At 69.6% G+C, this 21349-nt stretch carries 17 protein-coding genes and 1 pseudogene; 8 read left to right on the plus strand and 10 right to left on the minus strand.

All coding sequences use genetic code 11. The features are described from left to right. Positions 1 to 31: 31 nt before the first annotated feature. Positions 32 to 1459, minus strand: a complete 1428-nt coding sequence (locus tag HB662_RS12975) for an amidase (protein ID WP_168050230.1) — start codon at positions 1457 to 1459, stop codon at positions 32 to 34. A gap of 69 nt (positions 1460 to 1528) precedes the next feature. On the opposite strand from HB662_RS12975, the gene HB662_RS12980 reads away from it, so the two are divergent. Further along, a complete protein-coding gene (locus HB662_RS12980; RefSeq protein ID WP_168050231.1) occupies positions 1529 to 2425 on the plus strand; it encodes a polysaccharide deacetylase family protein in 897 nt (298 codons plus the stop codon). Positions 2426 to 2466: 41 nt separating this feature from the next. Here HB662_RS12980 and HB662_RS12985 read toward each other — a convergent pair whose 3' ends face one another. The 6 genes from HB662_RS12985 to HB662_RS13010 form a co-directional block, all read right to left on the minus strand. Further along, positions 2467 to 3126, minus strand: a complete 660-nt coding sequence (locus HB662_RS12985; RefSeq protein ID WP_168050232.1) for a GOLPH3/VPS74 family protein — start codon at positions 3124 to 3126, stop codon at positions 2467 to 2469. 111 nt (positions 3127 to 3237) lie between these two features. Beyond that, a complete protein-coding gene (locus tag HB662_RS12990) occupies positions 3238 to 5331 on the minus strand; it encodes a catalase (RefSeq protein WP_168050234.1) in 2094 nt (697 codons plus the stop codon). A 115-nt stretch (positions 5332 to 5446) separates the two neighbouring features. Next, the gene (locus tag HB662_RS12995; protein ID WP_168050236.1) at positions 5447 to 6427 is read right to left on the minus strand and encodes a Bug family tripartite tricarboxylate transporter substrate binding protein; all 981 of its coding nucleotides are present in this window, start codon (positions 6425 to 6427) and stop codon (positions 5447 to 5449) included. Between the two features lie 113 nt (positions 6428 to 6540). Continuing rightward, positions 6541 to 7203: a GOLPH3/VPS74 family protein gene (locus tag HB662_RS13000; protein WP_168050238.1), complete on the minus strand. Its 663-nt coding sequence runs from the start codon at positions 7201 to 7203 to the stop codon at positions 6541 to 6543. Next, on the minus strand, positions 7200 to 8777 hold the full coding sequence (locus tag HB662_RS13005; RefSeq protein ID WP_245185635.1) for a gamma-glutamyltransferase: 1578 nt from the start codon (positions 8775 to 8777) through the stop codon (positions 7200 to 7202). The genes HB662_RS13000 and HB662_RS13005 overlap by 4 nt, the downstream gene beginning before the upstream one ends. A 160-nt stretch (positions 8778 to 8937) precedes the next feature. Beyond that, positions 8938 to 9678, minus strand: coding sequence for a GntR family transcriptional regulator (locus tag HB662_RS13010; RefSeq protein WP_245185660.1), 741 nt, complete (start codon positions 9676 to 9678; stop codon positions 8938 to 8940). Positions 9679 to 9985: 307 nt separating this feature from the next. Between HB662_RS13010 and HB662_RS13015 the strand changes: the two genes are divergently transcribed. From HB662_RS13015 to HB662_RS13025, 3 genes are all read left to right on the plus strand, one after another. Next, entirely contained in the window at positions 9986 to 12151 is a 2166-nt protein-coding gene (locus HB662_RS13015) for a malate synthase G (RefSeq protein ID WP_168050241.1), read from the plus strand. Positions 12152 to 12254: 103 nt separating this feature from the next. Beyond that, entirely contained in the window at positions 12255 to 12605 is a 351-nt protein-coding gene (locus tag HB662_RS13020) for a hypothetical protein (protein WP_168050243.1), read from the plus strand. A 65-nt stretch (positions 12606 to 12670) separates the two neighbouring features. Then, positions 12671 to 13663, plus strand: a complete 993-nt coding sequence (locus HB662_RS13025) for a S1C family serine protease (protein WP_245185636.1) — start codon at positions 12671 to 12673, stop codon at positions 13661 to 13663. A 213-nt stretch (positions 13664 to 13876) separates the two neighbouring features. Here HB662_RS13025 and HB662_RS30060 read toward each other — a convergent pair. Then, positions 13877 to 14542 (minus strand): annotated as a pseudogene (locus HB662_RS30060) (lecithin retinol acyltransferase family protein). A gap of 482 nt (positions 14543 to 15024) precedes the next feature. On the opposite strand from HB662_RS30060, the gene HB662_RS13040 reads away from it, so the two are divergent. After that, a complete protein-coding gene (locus HB662_RS13040) occupies positions 15025 to 15261 on the plus strand; it encodes a hypothetical protein (protein ID WP_168050249.1) in 237 nt (78 codons plus the stop codon). 3 nt (positions 15262 to 15264) lie between these two features. On the opposite strand, the gene HB662_RS13045 is transcribed toward HB662_RS13040, so the two are convergent. Further along, positions 15265 to 18132, minus strand: coding sequence for an FAD-dependent oxidoreductase (locus HB662_RS13045; RefSeq protein WP_168050251.1), 2868 nt, complete (start codon positions 18130 to 18132; stop codon positions 15265 to 15267). Between the two features lie 68 nt (positions 18133 to 18200). On the opposite strand from HB662_RS13045, the gene HB662_RS13050 reads away from it, so the two are divergent. From HB662_RS13050 to HB662_RS13060, 3 genes are all read left to right on the plus strand, one after another. Further along, positions 18201 to 19127, plus strand: a complete 927-nt coding sequence (locus HB662_RS13050) for a dihydrodipicolinate synthase family protein (protein WP_168050253.1) — start codon at positions 18201 to 18203, stop codon at positions 19125 to 19127. A 34-nt stretch (positions 19128 to 19161) separates the two neighbouring features. Next, a complete protein-coding gene (locus HB662_RS13055; RefSeq protein WP_168050255.1) occupies positions 19162 to 20001 on the plus strand; it encodes an ABC transporter substrate-binding protein in 840 nt (279 codons plus the stop codon). Positions 20002 to 20155: 154 nt separating this feature from the next. Beyond that, positions 20156 to 20845 (plus strand): amino acid ABC transporter permease, encoded by a 690-nt coding sequence (locus HB662_RS13060; RefSeq protein WP_168050257.1) that lies wholly within the window; start codon positions 20156 to 20158, stop codon positions 20843 to 20845. Between the two features lie 3 nt (positions 20846 to 20848). Here HB662_RS13060 and HB662_RS13065 read toward each other — a convergent pair whose 3' ends face one another. Further along, positions 20849 to 21262 carry an NUDIX hydrolase gene (locus HB662_RS13065; protein WP_209443277.1) on the minus strand — a complete coding sequence of 138 codons (414 nt, stop codon included), beginning with the start codon at positions 21260 to 21262 and terminating at the stop codon, positions 20849 to 20851. Positions 21263 to 21349 lie beyond the last annotated feature (87 nt).

The raw sequence follows: 21349 nt of genomic DNA on the forward strand, positions 1-21349 counted from the left end.
ATTGGGCGGACCGGGTCGGACCCTCGGGCCGCTAGTTCAGCTTCGCCCGCATCTGCCCGGTTTCGGCCGGATTGGCCAGGGGGAGGCTGGCGGCGCGTTCCAGGGCGCGGGCGGCGCGGAAGGCCAGGTCGTCGCGGTACAGCGCGGCCGCCACCTGCACGCCGCGCGGCATGCCGGCCTCGTCCAGGCCGATCGGCACGGCGATGGCGGGCTGGCGGGTCAGGTTGAAGGCGAAGGTCCAGGGCGCCCAGTCGCGCCACAGCGCCTCGACAGGCTTGATGGTGGGCGCATCGGCGTCGAAGGCCGCGGTGGGGGTGGCCGCCGTCAGGATCAGGTCGTAGCGCTGGTGGAAGCGCGCCATGGCGTGCCCGCATTCCACGCGCAGCATGTCCGCGCCGAGGAAATCCGCGGCGGACATGTCGCCCATCCGCCGCGCCACCTCCTCGATCCCGGAATCGAGCTGGCCGCGCTTGTCCTGGGCCGTGCTGTTCCAGATCCGGGCGATGGCGACGCCCCAGACGCGGGAGAAGATGGCGCGCGTGTCGGGCAGTTCGGGGTCCGCCTCCTCGACGATGGCGCCCTGTTCGGACAGCAGCTTGGCGGCCACCTGCAAGGCGGCCTCGCCTTCCTCATCCAGCGGCGGCTCGAAGCCCAGGCGGCGCACCACGGCGACGCGCAGCCCGGCGACGCCCTGGTCCATGCCGAGGCGCCAGTCGCGCGGATCATCCGGCAGGCTGACCGGGTCGCGCAGGTCGTGGCGGGCCATGGCGGACATCATCAGCGCGGCATCGCCGACGCTGCGCGTCATCGGCCCGGCGCAGGCGACGCCCGAAAAGGCGCCATGCGGCCATTGCGGGATGCGGCCGTAGCTGGGCTTCACGCCGACCAGGCCGCAATAGGCGGCCGGGATGCGGATGGACCCGCCGGCATCGGTGCCGATATGCAGCGGCCCGAAGCAGGCCGCCCCGGCGGCGCCGGCGCCCGATGAGCTGCCGCCGGCGGAACGCTGCGGGTTCCAGGGGTTGCGGGTGACGCCATGCAGCGGGCAGTCGCTCGGCGTCTTCCAGCCGAATTCGGTGGTGGTCGTCTTGCCGATGATGACCGCGCCCTCAGCCAGCAGGCCGACCACGGCCGGAGCATTCTCCGTCGCGGGCGTCGCATCCGTCGTCAGGCTGCCGCGACGGGTCGGGAAGCCGGCCATGTTCAGCAGGTCCTTCACCGTGCAGGGCACGCCATCCAGCAGGCCGATCGGCCGTCCGGCGGCCCAGCGCGCCTCCGACTCGCCGGCCTGGCGCAGCGCCTGCGGGTTCATGGCGGCGAAGGCGTTGACCCAGGGATTGTAGCGCGCCACCCGCTCCATCACCGCCTTCAGCGCCTCCACCGGGGACAGGGCCCGGGCGGCGTACAGCGCCAGAAGCTGTTCCGCGGTCATCTGCGCGGGGTCGGTTGGCGTGTTCATGCGGGGCTTCCGGTTCGGGGCATCGGGGTGCAGCATGGCGACTCACCAACGCCAGGGAAACCCCGCAGCATGACCAGCGCCAATCCGTGGGAATGGAGCGAGCCGGAATGGCGCCACATCGTGGGCCGCGCCCGCGCCGGACGCAGCATGCGGCCGACGCATTGGCCGGATGGCGCGCGCTGCTGCGTGACGCTGAGCTTTGATGCGGACCACGAGACGATCCCGCTGCGCGACAACGACGAAAGCCCGATGCGGATCAGCCAGGGGCAGTACGGCAACCGCCAGGGCATTCCGCGCATCCGCGCCCTGCTGGCCCGGCACGGCATTCCGGCCACCTTCTTCTACCCGGCCGTTTCCGCGCTGCTGCATCCGGAGGAAGTCCGCGCCGTGGCGCAGGAAGGCCACGAGATCGGCGTGCATTCCTGGATCCATGAGGCCAACACCAAGTTGCCCCCCGGCGTGGAACGCGAATTGACGCTGCGCGCGGCGGAGACGCTGGAGAAGATCAGCGGCCAGCGCCCCGTCGGCATCCGCACCGCATCCTGGGATTTCTCGGTCGATACGCTGTCCATCATCAAGGAGATGGGGCTGCTCTATGACAGTTCCCTGATGGCGGATGACGATGCCTATGAGCTGCTGGACCAGGGCGAGCCGACCGGCATCGTCGAGCTGCCGCCGGAATGGATCCGCGACGACGCGGTGTATTTCAACATGCTGCGCTTCTCCGGCCTGCGCCCCTACACGCCGCCCTCCGCGGTGGAGGAGATCTTCGCAGCCGAATTCGACGGCGCCTATGAGGAAGGCGGCATGTTCCTGCTGACCATGCACCCCCACGTCATCGGCCACCGCAGCCGCATCGCGCTGCTCGACCGGCTGGTGACGCGGATCAAGAAGTTCGAGGGGGTGTGGTTCGCGACCCACGCGCAGGTGGCGCAATGGTGCAAGGATAACGCGGCGAAGGCGTAGCGGCAGTACGGCCCCCCGCGCCTTGCGGGGGGCGGCGGGTTTCAGTGCATCGCGCCCTGGCGCAACAGCGTCGCGTAGACGTCCCGCGTCGCCGCGGACAGCGAGCGGGACAGTTCCTCCAGCCCCGCCACCTGGTCCACCCGCGCCGCCGCCTGCGCGCGTTCCTCCTCCGACAGCACCAGCGGCACCAGGCCGCTGGCCTTCGCCAGGCCTATCAGCAGCGCATCGCGCGGGTCCGGGATCTCATCTTCCAGCAGCACGCCGCGCAGGCGGCGCCGGACCTCCGCCGTCTCGGCGCGGCCGGTGGCCTTCGGGTAGCGGCGTTCGGGGAAGACCCAGAGGAAGCGATCCTCGATCCGGCGCAGCACGCCGCCATCCACCAGCCGTTCCAGCACCTGCGCGCGCAGCGCCGGGCCGGATTTGGCGATGTCCTGGATCCACCAGCGGCTGGTGCGCTCGCCGGCTGTGTTTCCTGCCACCAGCCGCGCCAGCACACCATCCAGCAGCGCATCCCCGGTCGGCCGCTGCTGCACCAGCACCAGCCGGTCCAGGTCGGTGTCGATGCGCCCGGCCAACGCCAGCTCCATCAGGATGGCCCCGGCCAGCGCCAAGTCGCCGGCGGGGCCGGGCAGCCCCACCGGCTTGCCGGTTTCGTCATCGAGGAGGAGCAGCAGGATCTCCTCCGGCATGGTCAGCGACATCTCGGCCCCCGTCTTTGCCGGCAGCCTGCCATGGAAGCCCCCACCGGGGCCATCCATGGCTACAAAGCCATGCCGGCGTCAGGCCAGCATGGCTATCAAGCCATGCCAACCTCAGGCCAGCATGCGGACCTTCGGCTCCCGGTCCCATTGCCGCGTCGCGGCCGCCTTGGTGAAACCATCCACGCCTTTCGCCAGGTCGATGACGCCGGCATCGGGCTTCACCCCCGCTTTCTCCAGCAGCTTCATCGCCTCCGCCGTGTGGCCGATGGCCTTGAGATGGGCGAAGGCGAAGCTGGCGAAGTCCATCGCCGCGCTTTCGTGCAGCAACTGCGCGCAGCCTTCCTCGGACAGCACCAGCGCCACGGCGTCGAAGATGACGGAAGGTGTGCCGGCGAGCTGGCCATCGGCGGCCAGCTTCTTGCCGTCCTTCAGCGTCACGCCGCCCACCTTGGGCGCCACGATCTTCACCGTCGCCCCCGCCTGGGTGGCCGCCTTGCGCACCGCCTGCACCAGGCTGCCATCCGCGCCATCCGAGACGAGGATGCCCACGGCGCGGCCCTTCAGCGTCTCCGGATACTTGCCGACGATCCGCAGCGCCGGCGACTCCGGCAGATCCTGCGGCGCCACCGCGGGCTTCGCCGCCGCCGGCAGATCGAGGTTCATGCCGGCGGCGACCCGGCTGGCCAGATCCTCATCCACGTTCCGCAGCAGCGACAGCATCCGGTCCCGCACATGCTGCAGCGTCACCTTGGACAGCTCGAAGACGAGTGCGGAGGCCAGATGTGCCTGCTCGATGGCGGTCTGCGACCGGTAGAACAGCCGCGCCTGGCTGAAATGATCGGCGAAGCTTTCCGCCCGGATGCGGACCTTGCCTTCCTCCACCGGAACCGAGGCGGTGCGGAAGCCGCCACGCGGGTCGGCACGCGGGCCGGCCACCTCGCCGGCCTCGGCCAGGCTGTTCGGCTCGTAATTGGCGCGACCCGGAATCACCTGGGTCTGCATGTGGCCGTCGCGCTGGAAGTTCTGGAACGGACAGCCCTTGGCGCGGTTGATCGGCAGCTGGTGGAAATTGGTGGAGCCGAGGCGCGAAAGCTGCGTGTCCTGGTAGGAAAACAGCCGCCCCTGCAGCAGCGGGTCCTCGGAGACGTCGATGCCGGGCGGCATGTTGGTGGGCAGGTAGGCCACCTGCTCGGTCTCGGCGAAGAAATTGTCCGGGTTGCGGTCCAGCACCATGCGGCCCACCACGCGGATCGGCTTCACCTCCTCCGGCACCAGCTTGGTGGCGTCGAGAATGTCGAAGGGCAGCGCCGCCGCCTCCTCATCGGTGAAGAGCTGCACGCCGAACTCCCATTCCGGGAGATCGCCGGAGGCGATGGCGTCGTGCAGGTCGCGGCGGTGATAGTCGGGATCGGCGCCGGCGATCTTCACCGCCTCGTCCCAGCAGGTGGATTGCGTGCCGAGCTTTGGCCGCCAATGGAACTTCACCAACGTGCCCTTCCCGGCGGCATCCACCAGGCGGAAGGTGTTGACGCCGAAGCCTTCCATCATGCGCAGGGACCGCGGGATGGTGCGGTCCGACATGATCCACATGACCATGTGCATGGATTCCGGCATCAGCCCGATGAAATCCCAGAAGGTGTCATGCGCGGTGGCGGCCTGCGGATAGCCGCGGTCCGCCTCCATCTTCGCCGCATGGATCAGGTCGGGGAACTTGATCGCGTCCTGGATGAAGAAGACCGGGATGTTGTTGCCGACCAGGTCCCAATTGCCTTCCACCGTGTACATCTTCACGGCAAAGCCACGCACGTCGCGCGGCGTGTCCACGGAACCGGCACCGCCGGCCACGGTGGAGAAGCGGGTGAACACCTCGGTCTTCTTGCCAACTTCGGTGAGGATCTTGGCGGTGGTGTAGTCGGCGAGGGATTCCGTCAGCTCGAAGAAGCCATGCGCGGCGGAACCGCGGGCATGGACGATGCGCTCCGGGATGCGCTCATGGTCGAAGTGCTGGATCTTCTCCCGCAGCACGAAGTCTTCCAGCAGCGAGGGCCCCCGCCTTCCAGCCTTCAGCGAGTTCTGGTTGTCGCTGATCGGGACCCCATGATTGGTGGTGATCCGGGCATCCGGCGCGCTGGCCGTCTGGTGCAACTCGCCGCCATTTCCAAGGCTGGAGGCTTGCTCGGCGGGCTTCTTGCTGGCGGGGGGCATGGGGGGCGTCCTTTGGCTGCGCTACGACGCCACCCTTACGCGCCCCCACCCGTGTCGGTTCCATCATGGCCGCCGCCTGGCGCCAGGACAGCGTCCCGAAGGATGGCCAGCCGGTTCAGCTCACCACGATGTTGAATTGCCGCGCCACCGCGGTCCAGGCGGCGATGTCCTCCCGCATGATACGGATGAAATCCTCGCCCAGTGGCGGCGGGTTGCGCGGCAGGGTCACCAGTTCCTCGAAGCGGGCCTTCAGCTCGGGCCGCTGCAGCAGCGGCGGGATCAGCGCCGTCATCCGCGCCGCGATCGGTGCCGGCAGGTTCTTCGGCGCGGACAGGCCCAGCCATTGCGCGCTGGTCAGTTTCGGAAAGCCCTGCTCGGCGAAGGTCGGCACGTTCGGGAAGGCCGCCAGCCGCTGCGGCGACGAAACGCCGAGGCAGCGCAGCGAACCATCCCGCATCGGGCCGACATTGGTGGTGATCGGGTCGAACATGCTCTCGATGGTATTGGCCATCAGGTCCTGCATGGCCGGCGCGCTGCCGCGATAGGGGATGTGTTCCAGGTTCGGCACATTCGCCTCGCTCGACATCATCGCCCCCAGCAGATGCGGCGCGGAGCCGATGCCGGAGGAGCCGTAGCGCACCGGACGGGTCTTCGCCGCCGCGATGTAGTCATCCAGCGTGCGGAACGGCGAATCGGCCCGCACCATCAATACATTGGCCGCTTCCACCAGCATCCCGAGATGGGTGAAGTCGGCCACCGGGTCGAAGGGCAGCGTCGGCATGGTGGCGGTGGAGAACACCTGCACCGAGGCATGGCTCATCAGGAAGGTGTAGCCATCGGCGGGCTGTTTCGCGACGAAATCGGTGCCGATGACGCCACCGAAACCGGCGCGGTTCTCCACCACCACGGTCTGGCCCAGCGCCTGGGACATGAAGGGCGCCATCAGGCGGCTGATCGTGTCCACCAGCCCGCCCGGGGGGAACTGGGCGACCAGGCGGATGGACCCACGGGCCGGCCAGGCGCTGCCCTGGGCGAGCGAAGGCGTGGCCAGGGCCGTGGCGGCACCAGCCAGAAGCAGATGACGGCGTTGCAACATTTCTGTGCCCCGAGCACGAGGACCGGGCGGCCGCCGCACTGGCACCGGGCAGCCGCCCGGCACCGGGGTGCGGAACCCCCGGCAGTCGTGGGGAACAGCAAGCGCCGTGCCGTTCAGTCCCGCCGTGCCGTGCCGAGCCCGACGCCCCGCACATCCGCCACCGCCTCCGCCAGCGACCGGTTCAGGCTCTCGATCCGCGTCACCACGCCGAGCCAGGGCTGCACCGCCTCCAGCTCCGCCGCGGTGAAGATCAGCGGCAGCAGCCCGGCGGCGCGGGCCAGGCCGAGCAGCAGCGCGTCATGCGGCGCCGGGATCTCGCCTTCCAGCAGCAGGGCGCGCAGCCGGGCGCGGGCTTCCCTCACCTCCGGCCGGCCGGGCGCCTTGGGGTGGCGGCGGTCGGGCAGGATCCACAGCACCCGGTCCTCCACCCGCCGCAGGATGCCGCGCGCCACCAGCCGGTCCAGGATCGCCGCGCGGGCGGCCGGCGCTTCGCGCGCCAGCAGGGGAATGGCACCGCGCGCATCGCCCGGCGCGCCGGGGGCCGCCAGCCGCGCCAGCGCCGTATCCAGCGCGGCATCGCCGAGCGGCGTGGGATCGACCAGGATCAGCCGGTCCCGGTCCGTATCCAGCCGCCCGGCCAGCGCCAGTTGCATCAGCAGTGCGCCGGCCAGCGCCCGGTCCGGTGCCATGCCGCCGCGGCCGACCGGGCGCCCTGTCTCGTCATCCAGCGCGAGGAGGACGATCTCCTCCGCCAGCGTCAGCGCGCTGTCGCTCATGTCTGGGCGAGGGCGGCGGACCAGGGGGACATCACATCGGTGATCCCCACCCTTTCGCCGCCCGCGCGGATCTGGATCAGGTTCGGGCAGGCGAAATTCACCGGCAGCACGGCGTGCTCCACCACCTCCAGCGGGCCGGCGGCGGCCAGGCCGTCCAGCGTCGCCTGCGGCAGGCCGCGATCGGCTGTGGCGCCTTCGGGGCCGCTGACATCGATGCGCGGAAAATGCGCCGCCGCGTCGGGGTCCATGCCGAAGCCGCTGACCAGGGACAGCATCTGGAACACCGCCGCCAGGATGCGCCGGCCGCCGGAAGCACCGAGCGCCATTTCCGGATTGCCCGCCGCATCGGCCACGATGACCGGGGACATATTGGTCAGCGGCCGCTTGTTCGGCCCGATCTCATTGGCGCTGCCCGGCCGCGGGTCGAACCACATGACGCCGTTGTTCATCAGCACGCCCGAGCGCGGCAGCACGACGCGGGAGCCCATGGAGGACAGCAGCGTGGTGGTCATGGACACCATCATGCCATCCGCGTCGCAGACATTCAGATGGGTGGTGCAGGTCTCCGCGCCCTTCGGCTCGGCATCGCCGAGGCCGGCCAGGCGCTCGGCATAGGCCGCCTGCATCGCCTTGGCGAAGGCCAGGTGCCAGGCGGTGCCCGGCGCGCTGCCATTCCAGTCCGCCGCCTCCATCAACTCCATCACGCGGCGGAAGGTCGGTGCCGCGGTCAGGCCGTTGGACAGGTGCAGGGTATGGCCGCGCCAGGGCACGGAAACCGCCGGCAGCACCCGCGCCTGGCAGCCGGCGAGGTCGGCGGCGGAGAGGATGCCGCCCGCCTCCTTCACATCGGCCGCGATCGCCGCGGCCACGTCGCCCTCGTAGAAGTCCCGGAAGCCGGCCTGCTGCAGCCGCTCCAGCGTGTCCGGCAGCCGGCCGAGGCGGAAGAAGCCCGGCTTGCCCTGGTAGGGGGTGACCGGCGGCAGGCCGTTCGGCAGGTAGATCCGCGCCGATTCGGCGTAGAGCTTCAGGGTGGAGGCCGCGTTGGCGATCTTCAGCGTGGTGTACCAGTCCTGCGGCAGGCCGCGCTGCGCCAGCGCCACCGCCGGGGCCAGCACATCCTTCGCCGGCATCCGGCCACGGCGCTCATGCAGCAGCGCATAGCCGGCCACGGAGGACGGGGTGCAGAAGCTCATCGGCCCATGGATGTTGCGGTCGCCCTCCACCTCCGGCCAGGAGAACAGGTCCTGCTTCATCCGGCCGGTGGTCGGGAAATCCCGGGCGTTCAGGCCGGCCGGGGAGACGGGACCGAAGTCGAAGGTCTCGGCCGGGCCTCCGGGGGCTGCCACCTGGGCGTAGCCGATGCCGCCGAGGCCGCTGTTCCAGGGCTCCATCGCGGCGAGCGCGAAGGCCATGCCGACCGCCGCATCCGCCGCATTGCCGCCGGCTTCCAGGATGGCGATGCCGGCTTCCGCGGCGGCGCGGGACTGGCTGGCCACCATGCCGCGGCGGCCGCGGGCGGCGGGCTTGGTGACCTGCCAATGCTGGGTGGTATGGGCGGGCGGCTGGTACATCATGCGGGATCCTCCGATGCGCGGAGGATCGACCCGCCCAGGGCGTTGGGCAACCCCGGCCCCGGCCAGGGCGATCCGTTCGGCCGGATCATGTCGGTGCATCCTGCTCCAGGCAGGCCGCCGAGAAGGCCCGTCCAGACAGGGCGGCTGGCGGAGCGAGCCTCTACGGGCGCTGCTTGGCCTGCCGCCGGCGTTCCACCGCCTGCTCGAAATCCAGGTCCTCATGCCAGCTCAGATGGCGGTCCAGCGCTGCCTGCGCGCCCTCCAGGTCGCCGCGTTCCAGCAGGTCCAGGATCTCGGTGTGTTCGGCGGAAATGCGCGGCTTCGGCCGCACATCGTGGCCCAACCCCCAGACCACCGAGAGCTGCCGCGCCACGCTCAGCCAGATGCCATGCAGCACGCCATTGCCGGAAAGCCGGCAGAGCTCGCCATGGAATGCCTCGTCGGCCGAGACGATGGCCGCGGTATCCGGCCCCTCCGCCACGGTGTTGTAGCGATCCGCGGCGCGCCGTGCCGGGGCCAGGCGCTCCGCCGTCGCGAGGCCCGAGGCCAGGATCTCCCGCAGCGCCAGCGCCTCCAGCGCCGTCCGCACCCGCATCAGTTCCGCCACCGCGCGGTTGGTCACCTGCATCAGCCGCATGCCCTTGTAGGGCGTGGAGACAACGATGCCCTGGCTTTCCAGCAGGCGCAGCGCCTCCCTCACCGGGACGCGGCTGATGCCGAGTTCGCGCGCGATCTCGGCCTCCACCAGCCGGTCGCCGGGCAGGAACACGCCGCGCGCGGCGGCGGCCACCACCGCCTCCGCGGCCTGTTCGACCATGGTGCGCGGATGCACCGGGGCCAGGCGTCGCGCCTCGCCGACGGTGTCCTCGGGTGCGGACGGCTCGGAAGCCTCGGCGGACATGGCATTCACGGGCGGCTGCCTTTGGGTCGCTTCGAATTGTCAGGTCATTCCACCACAGGCGCGGGCGCTTGTCTCGCGCCGATGGCAGCGTGAGACGCTTCTTTCCGGGCGAAGGCCGGCGCTGCCCATTCCAGGGGCCGGTCCGCCGGTCCTTCAGGCCGCCCCCGGTGCCGCCGGGCGCGCCCTTCCGGCGTGCTGCCCCCTTGGATGAGCGGGCTTTTGCGCCTAAGCACCCGCCCCAAAGGCCTTGAGAGGCGTGGCACCCGCCGGCCTGGCGAGGGCGCCGCACAGGATTGGGAGACGGATCGTGGCAGCATCGGAGCGGATCGGCGGACTAGGCGTGGACCCGACCTTCCGGCAATTCATCGAGGCCGAGGCCCTGCCGGGCACCGGCGTCGAGCCGGCGCGCTTCTGGTCCGGCTTCGAGGCGCTGCTGCGCGATTTCGCGCCGCGCAACGCCGCCCTGCTGGCGAAGCGGGATTCGCTGCAGGCGCAGATCGATGCCTGGCACCGCGCAAACCCGGCCCGCCCGGTGGATCTGGCGGCCTACAAGGCGCATCTGGCCGAGATCGGCTACCTGCTGCCGGAGCCGGAGGATTTCAGCGTCGGCACCACCGATGTGGATGCCGAGATCGGCCAGATGGCCGGCCCGCAGCTCGTCGTGCCCGTCTCCAACGCCCGCTACGCGCTGAATGCGGCGAATGCGCGCTGGGGCAGCCTGTATGATGCGCTGTACGGCACGGATGCGATCCCGGATGCCGACGGCGCCGAGCGCGGCCGCGGCTACAACCCGAAGCGTGGCGCCAAGGTCATCGCTTTCGCCCGCAACGTGCTCGACCAGGCCGCCCCGCTGGCCGGCGGCGCCAGCCATGCCGGCAGCCGAGGCTACGCCATCGAGGGCGGCGCCCTGGTGGTGACGCTGGAGAATGACCGCAAGGTGGGGCTGGCACGGCCCGGGCAATGCGTCGGCTTCCAGGGCGAGCCCTGGGCGCCGACCGCCATCCTGCTGGTGAACAACGGCCTGCACCTGGAACTGCATATCGACCGCACCAGCGCCATCGGCCAGACCGACCCGGCCGGCATCTCCGACCTGGTGATGGAAGCCGCGCTGACCACCATCATGGATTGCGAGGACAGCGTCGCGGCGGTGGATGCGGCCGACAAGACGGAGGTCTATCGCTGCTGGCTCGGCCTGATGAAGGGCGACCTGACGGCCGATCTGGAGAAGGGCGGCAAGACCATCACCCGCCGGCTGAACCCGGACCGCACCTGGAAGACCCCGGCCGGGTCCGCCGTGACCCTGCATGGCCGCTCCGTCATGCTGGTGCGCAATGTCGGCCACCACATGATGACCGATGTGGTGACCCTGGACGGGGCCGAGATCCCGGAAACCGCGCTGGACGCCATGGTGACGGTGGCGATCGCGCTGCACGACATCCGCGGCAAGCGGATGAATTCCCGCACCGGCAGCGTCTACATCGTCAAGCCCAAGATGCATGGGCCGGAGGAGGTGGCGCTGGCCGACAGCCTGTTCGCCCGCATCGAGGACGCCCTCGGCCTGAAGCGCGCCACGCTGAAGATGGGCATCATGGATGAGGAACGCCGCACCACGGTGAACCTCAAGGCCTGCATCAAGGCGGCGCGGGACCGCGTGGTGTTCATCAACACCGGCTTCCTGGACCGCACGGGCGACGAGATCCACACCGCCATGGAAGCCGGCGCCGTGGTCCGCAAGAACGAGATGAAGGCACTGCCCTGGATCTCGGCCTATGAGGCCTGGAACGTCGATGTCGGCCTGCTGTGCGGGCTGCGCGGGCGGGCGCAGATCGGCAAGGGCATGTGGGCCATGCCGGACCTGATGGCGGCGATGCTGGAGCAGAAGGTCGGCCACCCCAAGGCCGGCGCCAATACCGCCTGGGTCCCCTCCCCCACCGCGGCCACGCTGCATGCGCTGCACTACCACCAGGTGGACGTGGCGGCGCGCCAGGTGGAGCTCGCCGCCGGCGGCCGCCGCGGCAAGCTGGACGACATCCTGACCATCCCGCTGGCCGTGGACACCAACTGGGCGCCGTCCGACGTGCAGGCGGAGCTGGACAACAACGCGCAAGGCATCCTGGGCTATGTGGTGCGCTGGGTGGACCAGGGGGTCGGCTGCTCCAAGGTGCCGGACATCAACAATGTCGGGCTGATGGAGGATCGCGCGACGCTGCGGATTTCCGCCCAGCACATCGCCAACTGGCTGCGCCACGGCATCGTCAGCCGCGACCAGGTGGAGGAGACGATGAAGCGCATGGCGGCCGTCGTGGACCGCCAGAATGCCGGCGACGCGGCCTATACCCCAATGGCGCCGGGCTTCGACGGCGCCGCCTTCAAGGCCGCCTGCGACCTGGTGTTCGAGGGTGCGGCGCAGCCAAATGGCTACACTGAATTCGTGCTGCACCGCCGGCGGCGGGAGGCGAAGGCGGCGGGCTGAACCGGTCGGGACGGGGTGCGGCGCGGGTGATTCCCTCCGCGCCGAACCTGCTATAGGCTTTCGCAACGATCGTGGAGCCCGCGCCCTGACCCGCTTCCTCGCTTTGCTGCCCGTGCTGGCGCTGCTGGCCTGTTCCTCCTCCAGCGAGGTCGCGGAGCTGGCGCCCGAGGTCTATGGGCTGACCGCGCATGGCAATACCTCCGCCCAGGCCGCGCGCGTCGGGGTGGAACGGGCGCGGGCGCATTGCGCGGCGATGGAGCGGGATTTCGCGGTGACGCGCAGCCATATCGGCGGGCTGGACTACACCATCGCCTTCCGCTGCCCGCGCCCGGATGCCGCGGCGCAGAACCAGGCGGCCCCACCCCTGCTCGCCGGTGCGGCGCGCGGCTGGGAACCGGATGCACCGGTGCCGCGATCTCCCGGCGGAAGCGGCCCGGCGCCTGCGCTCTACTGAAACCGTCCGCAATTTGGCGGGGCCGTCAAATGCGGTAGAATGTCCCTTCTGACATGGTTGGATTGATGGCGGACGAGGACTGGAACATCCCCGAGGACATGCGGCCCGACCCGGCCGACTACAGCTTCGACCTGCAGCAAGCCCTGGCTTCGGTGGTCAGCCTGAAGACCCGCGTGCCCTCCGACGCCTTTTCCGCCCGCACATTGGGGACGGAGCGGGAAGGCAGCGGCGTGGTGATCCGCGAGGACGGGCTGGTGCTGACCATCGGCTACCTGATCGGGGAAGCCGACAGCATCTGGATCAAGACCGCCGCCGGGCGCGTCGTGCCGGGCCATGCGCTGGCCTATGATTTCGAGACCGGCTTCGGCCTGGTGCAGGCACTGGGACGGCTGGAGGCACCGGCCATGAAGCTCGGCTCCGCCACGCTGCCGGATGCCGGGGTGCAGACCATCCTGGCCGCGGCGCCGCAATCCGGCCGCGCGGCCGGGGGTGGCGGGGCGATGGCCTGCTCCGTCGTCGCGAAGGAGCCGTTTGCCGGCTACTGGGAATACCTGCTGGAGGAGGCGCTGTTCACCGCCCCGGCGCATCCGTCCTGGGGTGGGGCTGGGCTGATCGGGCCGGATGGGTCGCTGCTCGGCATCGGCTCGCTCGTGCTGCAGCACCGCGATTCCAAGGGGCGCAAGCTGGATCTGAACCTGGTGGTGCCGATCGGGCTGCTGCACCCCATCCTGGACGACCTTTTGGCCTATGGCCGCGTGAACAAGCCGCCGCGGCCCTGGCTCGGGCTTTATTGCGCGGATCAGGAGGAAGGGGTGGTCGTGGCCTCCGTCGCGGCCAAGGGGCCGGCGGACAAGGCGGGCATCCGGCCGGGCGACCGGATCCTGGGGCTGGATGACAGCGAGGCGCCGGATCTGGCGGGGCTGTGGCGCAGCCTGTGGTCGCGCGGGGCTGCGGGGGTCGCGGTGAACGTGGCGGCGGAACGCGACGGCCGGCGGCTGATGCTGCCGGTGGTGAGCGCGGACCGGAACAAGTTTTTGAAGGCGCCGCGGTTGCATTGAGGTCAGTAGCGGCGGGGGTGACGCCCTCGAATTTTTGGTTCGACGAGCAAATTCAAGAAGGGATAGATCGCTTAGCTGGAAAAACTGGGCTCATCCACCAAGACGCCTTGCCATTCGAGGCCAATGCAGGCTCATTCAATTTCAGTGAAAATATGGCTGTCGCTGAAGCCAGCGGGCACAGTGGCGAGAATCTCTAAAATCGAAAGATGCAAGCTAGTAGGCTTTGTAGTCGTTAGTTTTCAAGCGCGATATAGAAAAGCCATGCCCAAGCCAGTCCGGCATAAGCGCATCCTTGTCCGAGTTGTAGAGCGTCAAGAGGGCTTTGACGAAATATTCCGAAACCTCTACTTTCGAGAAATCTTTTGATACGCCCCTCGCAGCTGGTATCTTATAGTTTGAGGGGCCGCAAAGGTGACTCTGGCCAGAGTCCGCTATGCCTGTCCGGCACCAAATTGCAAAATGTTGGCAATTGTCTTGCAGAAGGTCGTAACTAGATCGACCGATATTAGATTCGGCTCGACGGACCGATTCCTTCAAACTAGGTATGGGCCGGCCCTCAACAGTTTCCGGCACGCCAATTACGTCGAAGCAAGGCGCTCCCAGCAGAAATTTATCGAGGCTTGTTTTCTAAATAATATTCTTCCCCGACATTTCAACATCATCATTAGTGTAGTGGACAATCTGGCCGGCTCCCACATATAGCCCGTAGTGCCAATAGAAGCGCCTAGATACGCGCAGAACAACGCCTGGATGTATTGACTTATTTGTTGCAGGTTCGGATGAGAATGACTGGATAGCAGTAAACGCACCAGCAACGATGGAAACCAGGGGCCCGCTGAGTGTGGGCAAAATCGACCCCACGAAGATGCGCCACACCATGTCCTGTGCTCTCTGATGCTTCGAGGTCGGCCAATAGTTCGCTAAGGAGGGGTCGGCTCAACAGGCTGTCAAAACCGGTTCGGCCAAAACGCCCGCCCCGCGCCCGCGCGCCCTGCGCTCCCTTCCGACCAGTCTCCCGCACACCGGCCCCAGCGTCCACCCGTTGAACGTCACCGCATGGTGCAACCCCTTCACCCGAGGGTCCGCCCAAGGATGGGGCCCGGCAACCTGCTCATTCAGCGCCGTCGAGCCTCGTGTCACCTGCAGCGCCGGCAGCACGCCGCGCCTCAGGTTGCCCTCGCCTCCCCTCCAGCAGGTTGCGCTGCCGTCCCGCAATATCCAGCACATTGCGTCCGCGATGCGCGTCAAGTGCCGCCGTCAATGGTGTGGGGGTCACGGCTGAGTCGACACGCGCCCAGGTAGTTCTTGCGATATCCTAAATCGCCTATAGATTGGGTGTGACGATTTCGCGAGATCGCCCGATGCCCGAGAACCTGCCGTTCCTGCCCGTCGATCCCGCGGCCGATGGCCGCCCCGGTTCCTGTACCGGCACCACACTCGGCTTCTCCGCGGCCTCAGCGGCGCAGGCGGTGGCAAGCGCGTTGGCGCAGTTCGCAACGGATCATCCGGCGACGTCGCACAAGGTCCTGCGAAGCGGCGTGCTGCCAGTCACACCCAACGAGGTCGGGCAGTATTTCGCCGAGGTCGCGCCGGTCTGATCCTCAGAACCGCCCCGGCGAGAAGGCCCGCCCCGCCCCCGCGCCGCCGCGAATCCCCTCCGCCACCAGCCGCCCGGCCACCGGCCCCAGCGTCCAGCCATTGAAGGTCACCGCGTGGTGCAGCCCTGGCACCCGCGCATCGGCGCCCAGGATCGGCCCCGGCACCTGCACGTTCAGCCCGGTCCAGGCACGGATCAACTGCAGCCCGGCCAGCGCCGGCAGCACGGTGCCGGCGACGAACAGATTGCCCTCGATCGATTCCCGCAAATTGCGCGGCCGCCCCGCCGCATCCAGCACGCCGGGCCAGGCGCCGCCGAGCACCAGGTGTCCGGCATCGCCCTGCTTGGCCGACAGGTGGCGGCTGCCATGCAGCACCAGGTGGCGCATGATCTCGCCGCTCGCCGCCTCCGTCACCATCACCTGCTGCACCGCCGCCTGCACCGGAATCGGCGCGCCCAGCATTTTCCCGAGTTCCCCCGCCCAGGGCCCGCAGGCATTCACCAGCTGCCCGGCGCGGATCACGCCGCCCGCCGCCGTCTCCGCCCGGAAGCCCGCCCCCTCCCGCACCACCGCCGCGATGGTGGTGCCGCCGCGCACCGAAACGCCCGCCCGCCGCACCAGCGCATACAGCGCCGAAAGGCCGCGCAGCGGGTCCATCTGGCCTTCCGGCGCGCAAAAGGCGGCCCCCGCGAAGCCGGGGGCGAGGTAGGGCGCCACCGACATCAGCTCATTCGCGCCGAGCACCCGGCTGTCCACGCCGAAGCTGCGTTCCATCGCCACCTTGGCGACCAGGCGTTCCAGCTGTTCGGGCGTCTCCACCAGCATGATGCCGCCCTCAGTGCGGATGCCGAGGCCCTCGCCCGCCTCCGCCGCAATCTCCCGCCACAGCGCGACGGAGGCCGGGCCGATGGCCAGCACCTGCGCCGCCGCACTTTCGGGCCCCTCCTCCGCCCCCGCGCTGTCATAGGCATGGAGCTGGATGTGCAGGCTGCCGGCATTGCCCGTGGTGGCGCCCTGCCCCGGCTCGCCGCGTTCCGCCAGGATCACCGAAAGCCCCTCCCGCGCGCAGTACAGCGCGGTGGACAGGCCGAGCGCGCCGCCGCCGACCACCAACACGTCGCAGGCCTCGGCCGGGCCGGTGGCCGGTGCGCGATGCGCCGGCAGGATGGGGGCGGGCTGCACGGCAGGGCCTTCGAGCCATTCCGGCTTCTCCATGGCCAGCGCGATGGCCGGCACCGGCTTCAGCGGCGCGCGCGGCGCGGCCCAGCCAGCTTCCTCCGCGGCGCCGGCGATGCGCGCCACGGTGGCGCCGCACATGCGGCCCTGGCAGCGCCCCATGCCGGCGCGCGTCGCCTTCTTCACCGCGCCGAGCGAGGCCGCGCCATCGGCCATGGCGGCGCGCAGGGTGCCGGCGGAGACTTCCTCGCAGCGGCAGACCAGCGTGCTGTCGGCCAGGCTGCGCGCATCGAATTCCGGCACGGCGAAGAAGCGCCACAGCGCGTCCTGGAAGCCGATGGCGCGCGCCAAAGCGCGGCGGCTGACGGCATCGTCCTCCAGGCCCGGCCGCAGATCCCGCGCCGCCGCCAGGCCAGCCAGGCGGCCGCGTGCGAAGGCGATGCGCGCGCCGCCCACCTGCGCGCCATCGCCCACGGCAAAGACGGTCGGCAGGCTGGTGCGGCCGTTGGAATCCGTCACCGTCTCCAACCGGCCGAGGCCGCTATCGATGAAGCGATGCGCGCAGCCCAGCGCGCGGGCCAGCCCGGTTTCCGGCTGGAAGCCGAGGTTCAGCGCCAGCGCATCGGCGGCGATGCGCGTCTCGCCCCGTGGCGTGGATGCGTGCAGCGCGACGAAGCGGGTCTCGCCCTCCGCCGCCACAGGCCGTGCGCCCCAAATCACCGGCACGCCGGCGCGCTTCAGCACGGCCAGGTAGCGCGCGCCGTCCCAGGCGAGGTCCGGCGCACCGGCCGCCAGCCGCAGCGCCTGGCGCATGCCGCGGAAACCCGGAAAGGGCGCAGCCTCCAGCACCGCGGCGACCTGCACGCCGCCCTCCACCAATTCGCAGGCGAGCTGCAGGTTCAGCGGGCCATTGCCGGCGATCACCACGCGATCCCCGGGCGAGACGCGGTTGGCGCGGGCGAGCGTCTGCAGGCAGCCGGTGGTCATCACCCCCGGCAGGGTCCATCCGGGAATCGGCACCGGGCGTTCATGCGATCCGGCCGCGATCACCAGTCGCTGCGGGCGGAACACCAAGTTGCGGCCCTCGACCAGCGCCGCGATCTCATCCGCCGCGAAGCCGCCCCACACCGTGGCGCCGAAGCGGAACTGCACGCCGGCGGCGATGGCGCGGGCGCGCAGCTCGGCGCCCTGGCGGAACTGCCGGTCCGGCGCCGCATGTTCGTGGCTGGCGGCGAGCGGCTTCAGGTACTGGCCGCCCGGCGCATCGCGTTCATCCAGCGCGACCACGTGGCAACCGGCCTCCGCCGCGGCGATCGCGGCCGAGAGCCCGGCCGGGCCAGCGCCCACCACGAGCAGGTCGCAAGCCACTTCCTCCGCCTGGGCGTGCGGCGGCGGCGCGAGGGGCGCGGGCTGTGCCGGCGCGGCGCGTTCCACCACCATGCCGGGCGTGACCTTCGCCAGGCAGGCGCGCTGATTCGCGCGGCCATCGATGGTGACGAGGCAATCGAAGCAGGCGCCCATGCCGCAATGCAGTCCGCGCGGCGCGCCGGATTGCGTATACCGCAGCGTCAATTCCCCCGCGGCCGACAGCGCCGCGGCCAGTGTTTCCCCGTACAGCGCGGGAATCGGGCGCCCGTCGAAGGTGATGCCCACCGCTTCGGCAGAAGGGCGGATCGCGGCGTGGGTCAGGCGCATGGGATGGGCTTGATGCTTTCGCGGAAAGGCGCATGGATGATGGCCTTTCGTGCAGTCGGAGCAAGCCAATGGGTCACCAAAAAGAGCGGGGCAAGAAATTTCGCGGCTGCTACACAGTACTGATCACGCCCTTCACCGAGGGCGGTGAGGCAGTGGATCTGAAGGCGCTGGAGCGCCTGGTGGAATTTCAGATCCGCGAAGGTATACGCGGCCTGATTCCGCTCGGCTCCACCGGCGAGTTCCTGTCGGTCTCGCCGGAGGAACGCACGGCGATCGTCGAGACGGTGGTGAAGACCGCCGCCGGCCGCGTGCCCGTGCTGATCGGCACCGGAGCCGAGGATACGCGGGAGGTGGTGCGCACGTCGAAGGAGGCGGAAGCGCTGGGCGCCGATGGCGTGATGATCATCCCGCCCTTTTATTCGGTGCCGACCGAGGACGAGCTGTACGTCCACTACAAGAAGGTCGCGGACGCCATCGGCATCCCGATCATGGTCTACAACAACCCTGCGACGGCGAATGTGGATCTGACGCCGAAGATCCTCGCGCGTCTCGCCACCATCGAGAGCTGCCTCTACGTGAAGGAGAGCACGCTGGAGGTGACGCGCGTGCGCGACATCGTCGATCTCTGCGGCGACCGCATGGAAGTCTTCGCCGGCGTGCTCGGCTATGAGAGCGCCTGGCTGGGGGCGATCGGCTGGGTCGCGGTGTGTTCCAACCTGGCGCCGAAGCTGTCCACCGAGATGTTCCACGCGGCGGCCTTCGACAAGGACATGGACAAGGCCTTGCCGTTGTATCGCAAGCTGATGCCGCTGCTGCCCTTCGTCGGCGGGCCGCGCTACGTCTCCGGCACCAAGGCGGGCTTCCGGCTGATGGGCATGCCGATGGGCGATCCGCGTCCGCCGCGGCTGCCGCTGCCCGGCGCCGACACGGCGCAGCTCAGCGCCGTGCTGCAAGGCATGGGCCTGCTGTCCGAGGGTGCGCGGCAGGCCGCCTGACTTCTTCTTCGAACCAAACAGGGAGTTTCAAACCATGCGTCGTCTTCTGCTCGCCGCCGCGCTCGCGGCCTTCGCCTCGCCTGCCTTTGCCCCCGTCGCTTCGGCCCAGGCGCCCGCCGGCTGCACGCCGCGCGTCGCCAATTCCGAGCTGGTGAAGCCCGGCACGCTGATCATGTCGATCAACCCGACCCTGCCGCCGCTGCAATTCGTCAATGCGCAGGGCCAGCTGCAGGGGCTGCGCGTCGATCTCGGCGTGGAGATCGCGCGGCGGCTTTGCCTGACGCCGGAATGGGTTCGGATCGAGTTCAGCGCGATGATTCCGGGCCTCGCGGCGCGGCGCTGGGACGTGATCAACAGCGGCACCTTCTTCACCCCGGCGCGCGCCGAGATCATGCAGATGCTGCGCTACGAGAATGCGGCCGTCGCCTTCTCCGCCGCGCGCGGCAACCCGCTGAACATCTCCAGTGTCGATGACCTGGCCGGCAAGACCGTGGGTGTCGAGCTCGGCGGCTTCGAGGAATCCCGCACCCGCGCGCTGAGCGCGGATCTGGTCGCACGCGGCAAGGCTGCCATCACCATCCGCACCTTCGACAACTTCGCCATCGCCTTCCAGGCGCTGCGCGCCGGCCAGGTGCAGGCGGTGACGAGCGTGGATGCAGTGGCCGCCGAATACGACCAGCGCGGCGATTTTCCGCGTGTTCTGCATGGCCTGTTCCCTACCCCCGCGAGCCTTGCCATGCGGTCGCGTCCGCTGGCGCAGGAAATCGCCAAGGTGCTGACCGAGATGAAGGCGGATGGCAGCTACGACCGCCTGTTCGACCGCTACGGCGTGTCGAAGTACGAGGCGGGCTTCGAGGTCGTCGGCCCGCAATAATCGCAGGAAGGATCTGGCGGCCCGCGCACCTCGCGCGGGCCGAGGCCACGAACCTGGCCCGCGCCCAGACCACCACGCTTGCCAGGCACGATCGTGCACGGCGCGAAGCCAGGCGGCCGCAGGCCGCACCCGGCGTTTGAGGGCCTGAACAAGAATGCATATCTGGTCCTGGCAGGGCTTCTTCGACTACCTGTTCAATCCCTTCCTGCTGGAAGGCGCGCTCACCACGCTGTGGCTGACCGCGGCCTCCCTCGTCTGCGGGCTCGCGCTCGGCATCGTCGTGGCGCTGCTGCGGCTGTCCGGCAACAAGTGGCTGGCGGCGCTGGCCAGCTTCTATTGCTGGATCTTCCGCGGCACGCCGCTGCTGGTGCAGTTGCTCATCATCTATACCGGCCTGCCGCTGTTCGGCGTGCGCTTCAGCGTGACGCAGGCTGCCCTCCTCGGCCTGGCGCTGAACGAGGCCGCCTATCTCAGCGAGATCGTGCGCTCCGGCATCTCCGCCGTCGGCCCGGGGCAGCGGGAGGCGGGGCTGGCGCTGGGGCTGAAGAAGATCCAGGTCTTCCGCACCATCACCTGGCCGCAGGCGTTCCGCATCATCATTCCGCCGCTGGGCAATTCGGTGAACGGCTTGCTGAAGACCACCTCGGTGGCCAGCGTGATCTCCATGGAGGAATTGCTGCGGCGCACGCAGATCCTGATCCAGGAGAAGTTCCTGGTGCTGGAATTATTCCTCGCCGCGGCGTTCTGGTACCTGGTGATGACCACGGTGTGGGACCTGGTGCAGCGCCAGCTGGAGAAGCGCTACGGCCGCGCCTACGTCACCACCGCGGCGGACCGGCGCTGAAGCTCAGCCGGCGGCGATGGTGCGCAGCAGCGCCGCCAGTTCCGGCTCCGCCACCAGCCCCGCGGCGGTGGCGGGCGTGACCAGCCGGCGCTCCCGCTGCCGCCGCTCCGGCCAGTCATGCAGCAGGCGGGCGACGCGGAGGCGATAGACCATCACCTCGCAGGGCAGCAGCACGCCGCCTGGCTTGCGCTTGTTGTAGCCGAAGCTGCCGATCGGTTCCGGATCGGCATCCCCGACGATGCCGGCTTCCTCGAAGGCTTCGCGCACGGCGCTGCGATGCGGCTGTTCGCCCGGCTCGATCCAGCCCTTGGGAATCACCCAGCGCCGCGTCTCGCGGCTGGTCACCAGTACCACGCGCAGGGCGGTGCCCATGCCGGTCAGTGGCAGAGCCGCACATTGCCGGCGGAGGTCAGCCACCACATCGCCGCCCGGCATCTTTTCCCTGACCCCCCGGATCGCAGTGAGGCGGCCAATCCGCCTACGAAATTGCATATGATCCAGATG

This window comes from Falsiroseomonas frigidaquae, from assembly GCF_012163145.1.
GTDB classification, from domain to species: domain Bacteria; phylum Pseudomonadota; class Alphaproteobacteria; order Acetobacterales; family Acetobacteraceae; genus Falsiroseomonas; species Falsiroseomonas frigidaquae.

Excerpts from the sequence above, each read along its gene's own strand:
- HB662_RS12975 (WP_168050230.1), bottom strand. The coding sequence starts at position 1,459 with ATGAACACGCCAACCGACCCCGCGCAGATGACCGCGGAACAGCTTCTG.
- HB662_RS12980 (WP_168050231.1), top strand. The coding sequence starts at position 1,529 with ATGACCAGCGCCAATCCGTGGGAATGGAGCGAGCCGGAATGGCGCCAC.
- HB662_RS12985 (WP_168050232.1), bottom strand. The coding sequence starts at position 3,126 with ATGTCGCTGACCATGCCGGAGGAGATCCTGCTGCTCCTCCTCGATGAC.
- HB662_RS12990 (WP_168050234.1), bottom strand. The coding sequence starts at position 5,331 with ATGCCCCCCGCCAGCAAGAAGCCCGCCGAGCAAGCCTCCAGCCTTGGA.
- HB662_RS12995 (WP_168050236.1), bottom strand. The coding sequence starts at position 6,427 with ATGTTGCAACGCCGTCATCTGCTTCTGGCTGGTGCCGCCACGGCCCTG.
- HB662_RS13000 (WP_168050238.1), bottom strand. The coding sequence starts at position 7,203 with ATGAGCGACAGCGCGCTGACGCTGGCGGAGGAGATCGTCCTCCTCGCG.
- HB662_RS13005 (WP_245185635.1), bottom strand. The coding sequence starts at position 8,777 with ATGATGTACCAGCCGCCCGCCCATACCACCCAGCATTGGCAGGTCACC.
- HB662_RS13010 (WP_245185660.1), bottom strand. The coding sequence starts at position 9,678 with ATGTCCGCCGAGGCTTCCGAGCCGTCCGCACCCGAGGACACCGTCGGC.
- HB662_RS13025 (WP_245185636.1), top strand. The coding sequence starts at position 12,671 with ATGGCGGACGAGGACTGGAACATCCCCGAGGACATGCGGCCCGACCCG.
- HB662_RS13040 (WP_168050249.1), top strand. The coding sequence starts at position 15,025 with ATGCCCGAGAACCTGCCGTTCCTGCCCGTCGATCCCGCGGCCGATGGC.
- HB662_RS13045 (WP_168050251.1), bottom strand. The coding sequence starts at position 18,132 with ATGCGCCTGACCCACGCCGCGATCCGCCCTTCTGCCGAAGCGGTGGGC.
- HB662_RS13050 (WP_168050253.1), top strand. The coding sequence starts at position 18,201 with ATGGGTCACCAAAAAGAGCGGGGCAAGAAATTTCGCGGCTGCTACACA.
- HB662_RS13055 (WP_168050255.1), top strand. The coding sequence starts at position 19,162 with ATGCGTCGTCTTCTGCTCGCCGCCGCGCTCGCGGCCTTCGCCTCGCCT.
- HB662_RS13060 (WP_168050257.1), top strand. The coding sequence starts at position 20,156 with ATGCATATCTGGTCCTGGCAGGGCTTCTTCGACTACCTGTTCAATCCC.